Here is a 14,356-nt window from a genome sequence, read left to right on the forward strand (position 1 = left end):
GTGCTCCCGCCGGAGGCGTCGTCGTCCTCGCTCGATCTCCCCGGTCCCGTCCTGTCCGTGCCTGCCGGAGGGGTGGCCGTCCTGTGTTCCGCGTGCTCCTGCCGGAGGCGTCGTCGTCCTCGCTCGATCTCCCCGGTCCAGTCCTGTCCGTGCCTGCCGGAGGGGTGGCCGTCCTGTGTTCCGCGTGCTCCTGCCGGAGGCGTCGTCGTCCTCGCTCGATCTCCCCGGTCCCGTCCTGTCCGTGCCTGCCGGAGGGGTGGCCGTCCTGTGTTCCGCGTGTCCCTGCCGGAGGCGTCGTCGTCCTCGCGCCATCCCCCCCGATCCCGTCCCGCCCGCCCCCGCCGGAGGGGTCGCCCAGGTCGGAGGAAGGTGGGGTTCTTGGCATCAACTGGGGCTATCGGAACGGGAGTTGGTGTCGGCATCGGCGGAATCAGGACAAAGGCGGGGAGTTGCTTCCGGGGGCGGGCGCGGGGCCGCACCATGTGAGGACTCGTGCGGGGATTCCGGTGAGGGGAGCACACCGTGTCCGATCCTTCCGTTTCCAGATGTCCTTTCCTCGATCCGGCCGGGAGCGCCCTGCACGCGGAGGCGGCCGGGCTGCAGGAACGGGGGCCGGCGGTGTGGGTGGAGCTGCCGGGCGGGGTGCGGGCCTGGTCGGTGACCAGGTACGCGGTGATCCAGGCGTTGACGACCGACGCGCGGGTGTCGCGGGACCACCGCCTGCACTGGCCGGGGGCGGCGGAGGTGCCGGAGGGCTGGGTGCTGGGGCCGGTGGCGTTCCAGGACAGCTTCGTCAACCAGTACGGGGCGGAGCACCGCGCGTCGCGGGGCCGGCTCGGGCCGACCTTCCTGCCGCGCCGGGTGGAGCGGATGCGCCCGCAGGTGCAGGCGACGGCGGACCGGCTGGTGGGGGCGCTGGGCGCGCTCGGGCCGGGGGAGTCCGCGGACCTGCGGCTGGCGCTGTCGCGGCCGCTGACGCTGACGGTGATCTGCGACCTGTTCGGGGTGCCGGGGGAGTTGCGCGACCCGCTCTGCGAGGCGATCGACAGCGTGCTGGACTCCTCGCTCGGCGAGGAGGAGGCGCTCGCCGCCCAGGCCGAACTGCACGAGCGGCTCAGCGGGTTGCTGGCGCACAAGCGGGCCCGCCCGGCGCCGGACCTGACCAGTGACCTGCTGCTGTCCGACCGTCCGGGCGAAAAGCCGCTCTCCGACGAGGAGTTGATCGGCACCCTGTTCACGATGATCACCGGCGGGTTCGAGACGGCGGTCAACCTGATCACCAGCGCGGTGTTCGAACTGCTCACCCACCCCGAGGAGTTGGCGCGGGTACGGGCGGGCGGGACGGCCTGGGCGGACGTGATCGAGGAGACGCTGCGGGTCGAGGGCCCGGTGATGCACGTCCCGCTGCGGTACGCGGTCGAGGACATCGACCTCGGCGAGGGCGTGCTGATCCGCAAGGGGGACCCGATCATCATCGGGTTCGCCGCCGCCGGGCGGGACCCGCGGGTGCACCCGGACCGGCCGGAGGTCTTCGACCCGGCGCGCGCGGACAAGAGCCACCTCGCCTTCGGCTACGGCCCGCACTTCTGCGTGGGCGCGCCGCTGGCCCGACTGGAGACCGAGATCGCGCTGCGCACCCTGTTCGAGCGGCTGCCCGACCTGGCGCTGGCCGACCCCGGCCGGCCGCCCGCCCGGCTGCCCTCGATGATCGTCAACGGCCCGGCCGCCCTGGACGTGGTGCCCCACCCGACCACCGCCTGAACACCCCGGTTACGCCTCGGTAGGGCTCGGTAGGGTGGGCGGGGTCGATGGCGGATCCAGGAGGCGGTGTGCGGCAGTACCGGGCGATGGTGGCGGTGGGCGACTCGTTCACGGAGGGCATGTGCGACGAGGTGCTCCCCGACGGGCACTTCCGCGGCTGGGCGGACCGGGTCGCCGCCGCGCTGGCCGCCGAGGCCGGGGAGGCGGGCTTCCGGTACGCCAACCTGGCGGTGCGCGGCAAGCTGATCGGCCAGATCCGGGCCGAGCAGGTCGACCTGGCCGCGGCCACCGACGCCGACCTGGTGACGCTGGCGGGCGGCCTGAACGACGTGCTGCGTCCGGGCTGCGACGTCGCGCAGGTCGAGCGGCTGCTCGGCGAGAGCGTCCGCGCGCTGCTCGCCGAGGGCCGCACCGTGCTGCTGTTCACCTCCACCGACCCGACCCGCCGGATGGCCGGCAGCAGCCGCCTGCTGCCCGCCATCCTGCGGATGAAGGCGTACGTGGAGGGCCTGGTCCGCGAGCACCCGGACCGGGTGGTGCTGGTCGACCTGTTCCCGGCGCCGGTGTTCGACGACCGCCGGCTCTGGGCGGAGGACCGGCTGCACCTGTCCCCGGAGGGGCACCGCCGGGTCGCGCTGGCGGTGCTGGAGGCGCTCGGCCGCCCCTCGGCCGAGGACTGGCGGGCGCCGCTGACCGAGCCGGACACCCGCACCCGCACCCAGAAGGCCCGCGCGGACCTCCGCTGGCTGGGCACCCACGTCGGCCCGTGGATCGGCCGGCGCCTGCGCGGCCGCTCCTCCGGCGACGGCCGCCCGGCCAAGCGCCCGGCCCTGCGGTCGTACGGGGGCTGAGGCCGGGGCCGCCGCCGTACGGGGGCCGGGGGGCCGGGGGGCTGTGGGGCCGGGGGCCGGGGGGCCGTGGGGTCTAGCCGTCCAGCCGGACAGTGATGCCGACCGTGCCGCCCTTGCCCCGGCGCAGCCGGCTGCCGAGCAGGGTGAGCCGGCCGAGCAGCCCGTACTTGCGGGCGAGCAGCTGCCGGTAGTGCTCGGTGGTGGCGGCGTCGGCGATCTCGGCGTGCGCGGGCAGCGGCTGGCCGCTCGGGTTGCCGCGCACGTCGCACGGCCCGACCAGGACGTCGGCGCGGCGCCGGATCCGCTTGACCTTCCAGGAGTCCGCGGCGGTCCACGCGCCGAGGGTGTCGCCGTCCCGGACCACCCAGACGGGGGTGGGGACGGCGCTGCCGTCCTTCTTGTAGCTGGTGATCAGCAGGTACTTGCCGGCGGCGAGCCGGTCCAGCGCGGTGTCGGCCATTGGGGGAGTCTACGTCCCCCCGGCACCGCGCCTGACGCCGTGTCAGCCCGCCGGGACGGGGTCCGGGTCCGGGTCGGTGCGCGGGTCGCCGGGCGCGTCGCCGGGTGTGTCGCCGGGCGTGTCGGGCGCGTCCGCGGTCGGGCGGGGCGCGGGCACCGGCGAGACGGTGGCCCGCCACAGCCGGGCCGCGGACCAGACGGTGGCGGCCAGCAGCAGCCCGTTGCGCAGCAGGATGACCAGGGTCGGCCGCCAGCCGCCGACCAGCATCGTGTCGAAGAACAGCGGGTAGTCGACGGTGGTGACGCCGACCGCGGGCAGCAGCAGGAACACCACCGGCCGCTGCGTGGTGCTCTCCACGGTGAGGCAGACCGCGGCCAGGCCGATCAGCCAGACCAGGTACTGCGGGGAGATCACCCGGCTGGTGACGGTGAACAGCAGCACGGCGCTCAGCGCCGCGTCGTACGGGGTGGCGGCCGTCCAGCGGCGGGCCCGCACCCGCCACAGCAGCAGCCAGGCGAAGGCGGCGACGGTCAGCAGCAGCGACAGCTGTGAGATCCGGTGCACGTACCGGCCGAGGAACTCGAACGAGCCGTAGTGCTGCTCGACCCGGCCGTCCCAGCCGAACTGCCGGGCGACCTGGAGGACGCTGCCGCCCAGCGACTCGATCTCCACGCCCCGGCCGCGCTGGGCGTGCAGGAAGTCGAAGGCGTGGTCGAAGAGGAGGGCGAGGGCCAGCAGCAGGGCGAGCGCCGAGACGGCGGCGGCGGTCCACGCCTGCCGGGTGGTGCGGCCGCGCGGGGTGCCCAGCAGGGTCAGCGCCGGCCAGACCTTCACCAGCGCGCCGATCCCGGCGAGCACCCCGGCGAGCTTCGGCCGGGCCGGGACGAGCAGCAGCGCGCCGACCGCGAGCGCGGTGGCGGGCAGGTCGTAGCGGCCGTACGGCAGGCTGAGCAGCAGCGGAAGGGCCAGCGCCCAGGCCCAGGCGCCCCAGCGGGAGCGGCCCCGGCCGCGTCCGGCGGCCAGCAGCGCGACCTGCACGGCGGCGTCGGTCGCCAGCATCAGCAGCACGAACGCCTGCAGGTAGTCGAGGAAGGGCAGCGTGCCCGGGGCGAGCATCGGCAGCGCCGCGCCGGGCGGGTACTGCCAGGTGACGTCGTCGACCGGGAAGCTGCCGGTGCGCAGGACCCGGTACCAGCCCTGGTACAGCTGCTGCACCTCGACGGGCTGCTCGGTCCGGCCGGAGCGGATCAGCCCGACCATCAGCACCCGGCTGGCGATCCAGTACGCGGCCAGGGCGAGCGCCTCGCGGGGCCAGGTGGCGGGGCGGTGCCAGCGGACCGGCCGGTCGGACGTCCGGGCGGCCGGGGCGGGGGCCTGCGCCACCATGTCCTCCTGTGCGCTCTGGCGAGGTCGCCGACGGCGCCTCGGATGCGGTGACAAAACAGCGGTCCACCTCTCATATCAGACAATCCGGTCGGTCCTCGGGCCGCCCGTCGCGTGTCCCGGGACGTCCCCGGAAAGCGCCACGCCCCCGGCCGCCACCCGGAGCACCCCGTCCGCGTCAGCCGGACCTGCCAGAATGCACGGGCGACACCGCAACCGTCAGAAGGGGTGACCGGCACCGTGACCATGCCCGTCGAACGCAAGATCGCCGAGGAGCTCGGCGTCCGCGAGAACCAGGTGCAGGCCGCCGTCGGCCTGCTCGACGGCGGTGCGACCGTGCCCTTCATCGCCCGGTACCGCAAGGAGGCCACCGGCGCCCTCGACGACACCCAGCTGCGCACCCTGGAGGAGCGGCTGCGGTACCTGCGCGAGCTGGAGGAACGCCGCACCGCCGTCCTGGAGTCGATCGAGGCCCAGGGCAGGCTGGACGACGCGCTGCGCGCGCAGATCCTCGCCGCCGACTCCAAGGCCCGACTGGAGGACATCTACCTCCCGTACAAGCCCAAGCGGCGCACCAAGGCGCAGATCGCCCGCGAGGCCGGCCTCGAACCGCTCGCCGACACCCTGCTCGCCGACCCCTCCCAGGACCCGGCCGCGCTCGCCGCGACGTACCTGAACGAGCAGGTCGCCGACGCGCCCGCCGCCCTGGAGGGCGCCCGCGCCATCCTGGTCGAGCGCTTCGGCGAGGACGCCGACCTGGTCGGCTCGCTGCGCGAGCGGATGTGGACGCGCGGCCGGCTGGTCGCGAAGGTCCGTGACGGCAAGGAGCAGGACGGCGCCAAGTTCGCCGACTACTTCGACTTCGCCGAGCCCTACACCAAGCTGCCCTCGCACCGGATCCTGGCCATGCTGCGCGGCGAGAAGGAGGAGGTCCTCGACCTCGAACTCTCCCCGTACGACGGCGAGCAGGAGGCCGACCTGCCCGGCGCGAGCGACTACGAGCAGCGGATCGCCGCCCGCTTCGGCATCGCCGACCGCGGCCGCCCCGCCGACAAGTGGCTCACCGACACCGTCCGCTGGGCCTGGCGCACCCGGGTGCTCGTCCGGCTCGGCATCGACCTGCGCACCCGGCTGCGCGCCGAGGCCGAGGACGAGGCCGTCCGGGTCTTCGCCGCCAACCTGCGCGACCTGCTGCTCGCCGCCCCCGCCGGGACGCGCGCCACCATGGGCCTCGACCCGGGCTTCCGCACCGGCGTCAAGGTCGCGATCGTGGACGCCACCGGCAAGGTCGTCGCGCACGAGACGATCTACCCGCACCAGCCCGCCAACAAGTGGGACGCCGCGCTCGGCACGCTGGCCCGGCTGGCCCGCGAACACAAGGTGGACCTGGTCGCGATCGGCAACGGCACCGCCTCCCGGGAGACCGACCGGCTCGCCGCCGACCTGATCGCCCGCCACCCCGAGCTGTCCCTCACCAAGGTGATGGTCAGCGAGGCCGGCGCCTCCGTCTACTCCGCCTCCGCGTTCGCCGCCCAGGAGCTGCCCGGCCTCGACGTGTCGATCCGCGGCGCCGTCTCGATCGCCCGCCGCCTCCAGGACCCGCTGGCCGAACTCGTGAAGATCGACCCCAAGTCGATCGGCGTCGGCCAGTACCAGCACGACCTGAGCGAGCTCAAGCTCTCCCGCTCGCTGGACGCCGTGGTCGAGGACTGCGTCAACGCCGTCGGCGTCGACGTCAACACCGCCTCCGCGCCGCTGCTCACCCGGGTCTCCGGCATCACCGGCACCCTCGCCGACAACATCGTCGCCCACCGGGACGCCAACGGGCCGTTCCGCACCCGCAAGGCGCTCAAGGACGTCGCCCGGCTCGGCCCCAAGGCGTTCGAGCAGTGCGCGGGCTTCCTGCGGATCCCCGACGGCGACGACCCGCTGGACGCCTCGGCCGTCCACCCCGAGGCGTACCCGGTGGTGCGCCGGATCCTCGCCGCCACCGGCGGGCAGCTGCGCGAACTGATCGGCAACGGCCCGGCGCTGCGCGCGCTGCGCCCCGGCGACTTCGCCGACGACACCTTCGGCGTGCCGACCGTCACCGACATCCTCGGCGAGCTCGACAAGCCCGGCCGCGACCCGCGGCCCGCCTTCCAGACCGCCACCTTCAAGGAGGGCGTCGAGAAGATCTCCGACCTGGAGGTCGGCATGGTCCTGGAGGGCGTGGTCACCAACGTCGCCGCGTTCGGCGCCTTCGTCGACATCGGCGTCCACCAGGACGGCCTGGTGCACGTCTCCGCGCTGTCCAGGAACTTCGTCAAGGACCCGCGCGAGGTGGTCAAGCCCGGCGACATCGTCCGCGCCAAGGTCACCAGCGTGGACGTCCCGCGCAAGCGGATCGGCCTCACGCTGCGCCTCGACGACGACACCGCGCCCGGCTCCGGCAGCGGCGGTGGTGGCGGCAACCGCCGCGAGCAGTCCCCCCGCCGGGACTCCCGCCCGCCGCGCCAGGACCGCCGCCCCAGCAGCGCCCCGCCCGCCCCCGCCAACTCGGCCATGGCCGACGCCCTCCGCCGCGCCGGCCTGGGCAAGTAGCGCCGCTGATCCGGTGGTCGGGCCCCGGAGGGCTCGGCCGCCGGGTCAGCCGGTGCGGGACTCGACGGCGAGGGCGACGAGTTCGGGCCACCAGGGTTCGCGGTGGTGGGCGAGCAGCCGCTGGGCCTCCTCGGGGGTGACGGGGCGGACTTCGACGACCTGCTCGCCGTCGTCGGGGTTGGTGGGGACGGAGTCGACCAGGACGTCCGCCCAGCCCCAGAGCCACGCCTTGACGGGGTGCGGCTGCCAGGGGCGGTAGGGGACGGTGCCCTCGCTGACGGCGAGGTGGTGGCCGATCCAGGTCGGCGGGCCGAGCAGCCGGGCGCCGGCCTCCTCGCGCAGTTCGCGCTCCAGGCAGGACTCCACGCTCTCGGCGGCCTCCCGGGTGCCGCCGGGCAGGAACCAGTGGCCGCGGACGTCCCGGCACAGGACGACCCGGCCCTCGGCGAAGCCGACCAGGTGGACGTTGGTGACCAGCTCGTCCGGTGGCAGGTCGGCGCTGAACTGGGCGTCGATGCCGCCCCACTCCCAGCGCTGCGGTGCGTGCAGGGCCGGGTACCTGGCCGCCAGTCCGGTGCTGTCGCTTGCTCTGCGTGTGGTGTCCGTCATTGATCGATCGTAGTCCTGGGTGCTCCCGAACGGACCCGGATGGTCAACAAAGCGGACGAAACGTCACCCTCCCGTGGCGGCCCGTCAATCCGGCGCGCCGGTCGTTCACCTGACGGAGCGACATGGACGGGCGATCACTCCGGTACGACCGTCACCGCCCCGGCGGCGGACCGGACTTCGGCGTCCGGGTGCTCGCGCAGCGCGACCAGCAGCGTCAGCCAGCGGCCCGTCCAGACGCAGCGGGTGCCCAGCGCCTCGGTGAGGGCGACGGCCAGCAGCCCGAGCACCGGGCCGCGGCCGGGCAGCAGCGCCAGCAGTGCGTCCGGGGCGGTGGTGTTGACGGCCATCGGCACCTGCCCGGCGCCCGCCATGATCCCGGTCAGCTCCCCGAGCGTCCCGGTCGACAGCAGCGGGTGTTCGGCCAGGGCGTCGGCCAGCCGGGCGAAGCCGGCCCCGAACCCCGGCCCGGTCGGGCTCGCCATCCGGGCCAGCAGGGCCGCCCGGACGTCCAGCAACTCCTCGTGCGGGCGCAGCAGTTCGGCCAGCTCGAGCCGCACCTCCCGGGAGCGCGGCGCGTACGCGGGGAGCATGGTCAGCACCTCGATCCGCTGCCGGAGCGGGAGGTCCCGGGGGCGGGCGGGGCGGGGGTCGTCGGGCCCGGCGGCCAGCAGCGCGGCCAGTGCCCGGTGGAGCAGGCTGCCCGGCGCGGCCCCGCCGACCGGATGGGCCGCCTCGGAGACGGCCAGCTCGCACAGCACCCGGGCCGCCGTCCCCCAGGTGGTCCGGTTGCCCGGGTCGGCGACCAGGCCGGGCAGCACCCCGGCGGCCTCCGGCGCGTACCGGGCCCAGTACGACAGCGACGTGACCGCCGCCCGGGCGCTCTCCCCGTCCGGGCCCGGCCGGGCGGCGACCCCGGCCACCAGCAGGGCGTACCGGGCCCGGTGGCGCTGCGGCATCCGGGCCGGAAACTGCCCGGTCACGGCCAGACGCAACTGCGGTTCGGGCGCGGCGGCGGCCTCGGCCAGCAGCGCCCACCCCGCTTCGCCGCCCAGCAGGTGCGGGGCGCAGGCCGTCACGGCAGCCCGGACGTCGGGGTGCTGCCCCGGCGCCCGGAAGGCCGCGGTGAGCACCTCGGCGGCCCGCGCAGGCGGCAGCAGCGCCGCGGCCAGCCGGACCGCCTCCTTGCGCGAGGTGACCTTCGCCCCCGTGGTGCGCACCGCCAACTCGGCCAGCAGCGGCGCCAGTTGCTCCGGCTCGGTGTACCGGGCGGCCCGCCCGGCGGCGTACACCGCGTCCTTCGCCCGGTCGCCCCCGGCGTGCGCCAGCAGTTCGGGCAGCACGGCGGCCGGGTCGGACGTCCGGGGCAGCGCGGTCAGCGCGGCGGCGGCGACCAGCGGGTCCGGGTCGTCGAGGCGGCGGCGCGGCACGGCGGCGCCGGTGCCGGGCAGCCGGGCGGCCTGCAGCAGGGCGCGCCGCCGCTCCGGGCCGCGCGACCCGTCGGCGAGGGCCTGCGCCAGCAGTTCGGCGGCCCGCTCCACCTGGTACGGCGCCCAGCGGTCGGGGCGGCGGGCCGGCGGCAGCGGGCGCGCGGCGCCGGGGCGCAGAAAGCGCCCGGTGGGCGGCTGCTGGGCCAGCAGCGCGTCCAGCAGGTCGGTACGGGCCTCGGCCAGGTGCTCCTGCACGGGCGGGAAGAACACCGCCGACGGGTCACGGGCGAGCACGGCCAGCACCTTGCGGGTGCGCCCGGGGCGGGGCAGCAGCCACAGGGCCAGCGCCGTGGTGTCGGCCCCCTCCCGGGCGTCCGGCGCCAGGGACTCCAGCGCGGCCCGGCCCAGCCGCTCGTCGAGTTCCGGCAGCCGGGTGGCGGCCTGCCCGGACAGGGCCCGGACCAGCGCGAACAGCGTTCGGTGGCGGCCCTGTCCGGCCTCCGCGTCCAGTTGCGGGCGCAGCGCCTCCAACAGGTGCCGCTCCTGGCCGCGGCGCAGCCGTCCGCCGAACGGAGGCAGCGGGTACCCGTCGTCGTGGGCGGCGAGCCGTTCGACGGTCCGCAGCGCGAAGGCGGGCAACTCCTTCTGCTCGCAGTCGGGTTCGGCGTCCGCCGGGTGGGCGGACAGCACGGACAGCGCCAGCGCGGCCAGCGCGGCGCGGGTGGCGGGGGAGCCGTCGCGGGCGCCCAGGGCGGCGGCGGCCAGGGCGGTGAGCACCCCGGCGTCGGCGTCCGTGAAGCGGGCGGCCGGGAACTCGGCCAGCGCGGCCAGCGCGGCCTGCCGGACCGGGTCCTGCTCGTTGCGTACCCGGCCCAGGTCGGCCAGCAGCCCGGCGGGCGCCCGCGGATCGGGGTCGGCGGCGGCCGCCCGGACCAGCTGCCGCCAGGCTTCGGCGCGCTCGGCGGCCTGCGGCAGCCCGGTGCGCTCCAGCAGCGCCGCCCGCGCCTCGGCGGGCGGCAGCATCGCGGTGACCGACACCAGCCGGCCCTCGGTCAGGCCCGCGGCGGCCCGCTCCCCGAGCAGCCGGCGGGCCTCCCGGTGGCGGCGTTCGTGCGGCAGCAGCCACAGCACCTCCCCGGTCAGCCAGTCGCCCTCCAGCGGCCGCCCTTCGGTGACGGCGTCCAGGAACGCGGCACGCCGGGACGGCGGGACGGCCCGCAGCAGCGGCGCGAACAGCTCCGGGTGCGGCAGCCAACGGCGGCCCAGGACGGGCAGCGACGGAGGGTCCCGCCGGACGAGCCGGCACAGCGCGGTACGGCTGGGCGCCCGCGACCAGCGCCGGACCGGACGTTCCGGCGCGGCCAGCAGGGCGGCGGCCCGTTCGGCGTCCACCGCCAGCAGGTGCCCGAACCCGTCGTGCACCCAGGACGGGAGGCTCCGGTCGGGGTAGTGCTCCAGCAGGTCGAGCAGCCGGGCCGGGCGCAGCGGCAGCACGGACACCAGCGGCACCGTGAACTCGTCCCAGCGGTCGGCGGACGGGCCGGTTGTTCCGGCTGCTCCCGCTGTTTCAGCTGCTCCGGCTGTTCCGGCTGTTCCGGTTGCTTCGGTTGCTTCGGTTGCTCCGCTGGCGAGTTCGCGTTCGAGGTGGTCGAGCACCGTGTCGGGGTGCCGGGCGCTCAGTTCGTACCAGTCGCCCTCCAGCACGGCCAGGCCCGGCAGTTCGGCGGCCACCACCTCGGGCGGGCAGGCCGGCAGCAGCGCCGCCACCTCCGCGTCGCCCCCGAGCTCCCGGGCCACCGGCAGCACCCGGGCGGCGAGTTCGGCGTGCCGCCCGTGCAGCAGCGCCCTGCGCAGCTCCTTCCGGACGGCGTACGGCGCCCGCGCGTACGCGTCCGGCACCGCCGCCGCCAGCCCCGGCACCGTCCGCAGCGCGGCGATCGCCCGGCCGCGCACCACCCGGTCCGGGTCGGTCAGCCAGGCGCCGAGCGGCTCGGCCCGGCCGGTGAGCGCCGCGGCGAACGCGGCCAGCCGCCGCCCGTACCAGCCGCGCGCCGCCAGCTCGTCGACCAGCTCGTCGACCAGCGCGCCGGTCGCGTCGGGCGCCCCGGCGTGCGCGCCCCGCACGGCGCGGGCGAACCGGGCCTCGCGGTCGCGGTGCGGCAGGGCGTCCAACTCGGCGAGCAGGGCGGTGACGTCGGTGTTGGGCATGCGTTCATTCTGGTCGGCGGGGCAAACGGTATTCGGGCGGGCGGCCGTCCGGGGCGGACGGGGCGGGTGCGTCCGGGGGCTTCTGCGCTTCGCTACCGAACAGGGACCGGGCCGTTGCCGAGCTGTCGCGGGGATCGGCTAGAGTCCGCGAAGAAGTATGAGAACGGTATGAGAACGGTATTAGAGGAGAATCCGGCACCGCCTGCCCGCCGAAGTCGTTGGCAGCCCGACTGAAGCCCACAGCAGCCCGACCGAAGCCCCGACCGAAGCCGTTCGAAGCCCGGCCGAAGCCCGTCCGGCCCGGAGAACCACCGGACCCGACACCACCCGGGCGCGGAGACACCGCGCCGGGACGTTCCCCAGGGGGAGAAAAACCACATGCTCAAGACCGGACGCACGTTCCTCGCCGCCACCGCCGTCGTGCTCGCCCTGACCGCGACCGGCTGCGCCAGCAAGGGCTCCGACAACAACGGCTCCGCGGTGTCCGACAACAAGGGCGGCAACTCGGGCACCAACAAGTCCGGCGCGCTGGGTGACACCATGGACGCCGCCGCGATGCTCAAGCTGGTCGGCGAGAAGACCACCGCGGCCAAGTCCGCCAAGGTCGAGATCACCAACGACAGCGCCAACATGCAGGTCACCATGAAGGGCGCCATCTCCTGGGAGAGCGGCCTCCAGGGCGAGATGAGCGGCAAGACGGGCGGCGAGGCGGGCAAGACGCTCGCCGAGGCCGGCAGCGACGGCACCATGACGATCCGCTACCTCAGCGACGCGATGTACGTGAACATGGGCGACGCGATGGCCAGCCAGCTCGGCGGCGCCCACTGGATCAAGTACGGCTACGACGACCTCGCCAAGGTGATGGGCGCGGCCGGCGACACCCTCAAGAACCAGCTGCAGAACGCCGACCCGGTCTCCTCGGTGCGCGCCCTGATCGCCTCCGGCAAGGTCGCCAAGAGCGGCACCGACACGGTCAACGGCGCCCAGGCCACCAAGTACGCCGGTGACCTCACCGTGGCCGACCTCACCAGCGCCAGCACCAAGGACATCACCCAGGACCAGATCGACGCCCTGCAGAAGCAGCTCGACGCCGCCGGGATCAGCACCGAGCACATCGAGATCTGGATCAACGCCGACAACCTGCTGGTGAAGAAGGTCGAGCAGTTCGACAGCAAGAACGGCCCGGTCACCTCGACGGCCGTCTACAGCGACTACGGCACCAAGGTCGCCCCCACCGAGCCGAAGTCCAGCGACACCATCGACTTCGCCGACCTGATGAACGGCGACCAGGCCGGTTCCTGACCGTCCGGTACCGGGGGACGAACCAGCCCGGCCGATCGCGCTTACTGACTGTGGGGGAGCGCGACGGCCGGGCCGTGTGGGGGTTGGTTCTCAACTGCCGCCCCGGAAGGCGTTTTTCCAACATCGTGCGCGGAGCGGCCGGACCGTTCCGTGCACCCAAAATGCCCGGCCGGCCGAAGCCCGTCAAGCGTTCCCCACCCACTTGAGCTGCCCTTAAGGCTCCCTTCGCCGACAGCACTGGTGCCGCCCCGCCGCCACCGGAACCGGGCCCGGAGACTCCCGTCCCGCCCACCACCCCGTCCGCTGGACCGTCCTGATGCACCTGACCCGCCTGACCTGGCTGACCCGCCTGGTGCCACCGCCCGCCGTGCCCGTCGACGCCGCCGGGGACTGGGGCGTCCCCGAGGCCGCGCTCGGCGTCCGGTTGCCCGAGGACTACCGGCGGCTGGTCGAGACCTACGGCTGGGGGGAGTTCTGCGACTACCTCTACCTGCACACCCCCTTCGGCAGCAGCCCGCACAACCGCGTCGAGTGGCAGCGCGGGCCCCTCGGCCGCGACCTGCTGGTCTGGGGCGCCACCATGGACGCCGACCGGCTCTGCTGGCTCACCGACGGGGAGCCGCGGAGCTGGGCCGTCGTGGTGTGGGGGCAGGACGGCGAGTATGAGACCTTCGCCGCCGACGCGACCGGCTTCCTCGCGGACTGGACGGCCGGACGCACCGGTTCCCGGATCCTCAGCGACATGGAACCCGACCTTGCCCCGTGGTTCACCCCCTCCCGCCCGCGCGTCCACCGCTGCCTGCGCCTGACCGAGGGCCCCCTCGACCTCCCCGCCCGCCTGCACGTGCTCCGCGAAGCCCTCGCCCCCACCGTCGACCGCGGCCGCTGGCACTCCGAGCGGGGCGACGACGGGCAGGAGCACTTCGCCACCACCGACACCGACTGGCTGCTCACCTACGACCTCGCCCGCCCCCACCAGATCCGCGTCGCCTTCCCGCCCGAGGACAGCGAACCGGTTCGGCGGCGCCTCCTCGACGCCGTACGCCTGATGGGCTGCGAGGTCCGCCAACTCACCACCGGCACCGGGATCCCTCTGCCGAGCTGGGACGCGGCAGCCGACGACGGCGGGGCGTGAGGGCGCGCGGAGCCTCACGGGGCGGGCGGGAGAACCTCGATGATCTCGGTGGTGCCCGGGAGGGACTCGAACGCGTGCATCTCCACCGCTTCGCCGGGCCGCGGGTGCCGCCACCGCTCGGGCCGCAGGAGTGCGAGGCGGACATCGACGCTCTCCCCGGGCCCGCCACCCGCACCAGCGCCGGCTGTGGTCGAGGTCCATCCGCCGGGCGATCTCGACCAGCAGCTCCCAGAACGGCCGGTCGGCCGAGGACGTTCGCCAGGAGATCGGTTACGGGGATTGGGAGTTGGCGCCCGACGCGTTGGTCGAGATCTGCGACGCCCGTCCCGCCTCCGCGGTCTTCTGCCCCGTCGCACCCGCGGGCAGCAGATCGACGGCCCGTTGCAGCAGGGCCGGTACGTCATCCACGCGCGGGACCCTTGCCCGGCCCCGGCCCGCTGTCACCGATGTCTCGCCCCGGCCGTCTCAACTTCTCTGCGGTGCAGGGTCGGTGTGGATTTCGCTCCAGACGGTCTCGCGGGTGGTGCCGTTGTTGCGGGAGGGCGGGGAGGAGGTGTGGCCCCAGCGGTCGCCGAGGGCGAGGGCGTTCAGGACGGCCCGGTGGTCGCCGGTGTCGTCGCCGGTCCCGTCGTGGGGG

General features: G+C 75.1%; 9 protein-coding genes. 5 read left to right on the plus strand and 4 right to left on the minus strand.

The features are described 5' to 3' along the window. Positions 1-522 precede the first annotated feature (522 nt). Positions 523-1,761 carry a cytochrome P450 gene (locus tag ACFUEL_RS20620; protein ID WP_380237852.1) on the plus strand — a complete coding sequence of 413 codons (1,239 nt, stop codon included), beginning with the start codon at positions 523-525 and terminating at the stop codon, positions 1,759-1,761. Between the two features lie 68 nt (positions 1,762-1,829). Beyond that, the gene (locus tag ACFUEL_RS20625; RefSeq protein ID WP_380237853.1) at positions 1,830-2,612 is read left to right on the plus strand and encodes an SGNH/GDSL hydrolase family protein; all 783 of its coding nucleotides are present in this window, start codon (positions 1,830-1,832) and stop codon (positions 2,610-2,612) included. 73 nt (positions 2,613-2,685) lie between these two features. Here the strand turns inward: ACFUEL_RS20625 and ACFUEL_RS20630 are convergent, their stop codons facing one another. Then, on the minus strand, positions 2,686-3,072 hold the full coding sequence (locus tag ACFUEL_RS20630; RefSeq protein WP_380237855.1) for a PPOX class F420-dependent oxidoreductase: 387 nt from the start codon (positions 3,070-3,072) through the stop codon (positions 2,686-2,688). A gap of 42 nt (positions 3,073-3,114) precedes the next feature. Continuing rightward, a complete protein-coding gene (locus tag ACFUEL_RS20635; protein ID WP_380237856.1) occupies positions 3,115-4,458 on the minus strand; it encodes a glycosyltransferase 87 family protein in 1,344 nt (447 codons plus the stop codon). Positions 4,459-4,701: 243 nt separating this feature from the next. Between ACFUEL_RS20635 and ACFUEL_RS20640 the strand changes: the two genes are divergently transcribed. Further along, on the plus strand, positions 4,702-7,038 hold the full coding sequence (locus ACFUEL_RS20640) for a Tex family protein (RefSeq protein ID WP_380237861.1): 2,337 nt from the start codon (positions 4,702-4,704) through the stop codon (positions 7,036-7,038). A gap of 45 nt (positions 7,039-7,083) precedes the next feature. Here the strand turns inward: ACFUEL_RS20640 and ACFUEL_RS20645 are convergent, their stop codons facing one another. Together ACFUEL_RS20645 and ACFUEL_RS20650 are read right to left on the minus strand one after the other, a co-directional pair. Beyond that, a complete protein-coding gene (locus ACFUEL_RS20645) occupies positions 7,084-7,647 on the minus strand; it encodes an NUDIX domain-containing protein (RefSeq protein WP_380237857.1) in 564 nt (187 codons plus the stop codon). 134 nt (positions 7,648-7,781) lie between these two features. Beyond that, the gene (locus tag ACFUEL_RS20650) at positions 7,782-11,282 is read right to left on the minus strand and encodes a hypothetical protein (RefSeq protein WP_380237858.1); all 3,501 of its coding nucleotides are present in this window, start codon (positions 11,280-11,282) and stop codon (positions 7,782-7,784) included. Positions 11,283-11,660: 378 nt separating this feature from the next. On the opposite strand from ACFUEL_RS20650, the gene ACFUEL_RS20655 reads away from it, so the two are divergent. Both ACFUEL_RS20655 and ACFUEL_RS20660 read left to right on the plus strand, forming a co-directional pair. After that, complete coding sequence (locus tag ACFUEL_RS20655) at positions 11,661-12,584, plus strand: hypothetical protein (protein WP_380237859.1); 924 nt, start codon at positions 11,661-11,663, stop codon at positions 12,582-12,584. Between the two features lie 316 nt (positions 12,585-12,900). After that, on the plus strand, positions 12,901-13,719 hold the full coding sequence (locus tag ACFUEL_RS20660) for an SMI1/KNR4 family protein (protein ID WP_380237860.1): 819 nt from the start codon (positions 12,901-12,903) through the stop codon (positions 13,717-13,719). Positions 13,720-14,356 lie beyond the last annotated feature (637 nt).

It is taken from the genome of Kitasatospora sp. NPDC057198 (assembly GCF_042670125.1).
Lineage (GTDB): Bacteria > Actinomycetota > Actinomycetes > Streptomycetales > Streptomycetaceae > Kitasatospora.

What these genes read in the sequence shown, in the direction of transcription:
- ACFUEL_RS20630 (WP_380237855.1), bottom strand. Translation starts at nt 3,072, where the DNA reads ATGGCCGACACCGCGCTGGACCGGCTCGCCGCCGGCAAGTACCTGCTG.
- ACFUEL_RS20635 (WP_380237856.1), bottom strand. Translation starts at nt 4,458, where the DNA reads ATGGTGGCGCAGGCCCCCGCCCCGGCCGCCCGGACGTCCGACCGGCCG.
- ACFUEL_RS20640 (WP_380237861.1), top strand. Translation starts at nt 4,702, where the DNA reads ATGCCCGTCGAACGCAAGATCGCCGAGGAGCTCGGCGTCCGCGAGAAC.
- ACFUEL_RS20645 (WP_380237857.1), bottom strand. Translation starts at nt 7,647, where the DNA reads ATGACGGACACCACACGCAGAGCAAGCGACAGCACCGGACTGGCGGCC.
- ACFUEL_RS20650 (WP_380237858.1), bottom strand. Translation starts at nt 11,282, where the DNA reads ATGCCCAACACCGACGTCACCGCCCTGCTCGCCGAGTTGGACGCCCTG.
- ACFUEL_RS20655 (WP_380237859.1), top strand. Translation starts at nt 11,661, where the DNA reads ATGCTCAAGACCGGACGCACGTTCCTCGCCGCCACCGCCGTCGTGCTC.
- ACFUEL_RS20660 (WP_380237860.1), top strand. Translation starts at nt 12,901, where the DNA reads ATGCACCTGACCCGCCTGACCTGGCTGACCCGCCTGGTGCCACCGCCC.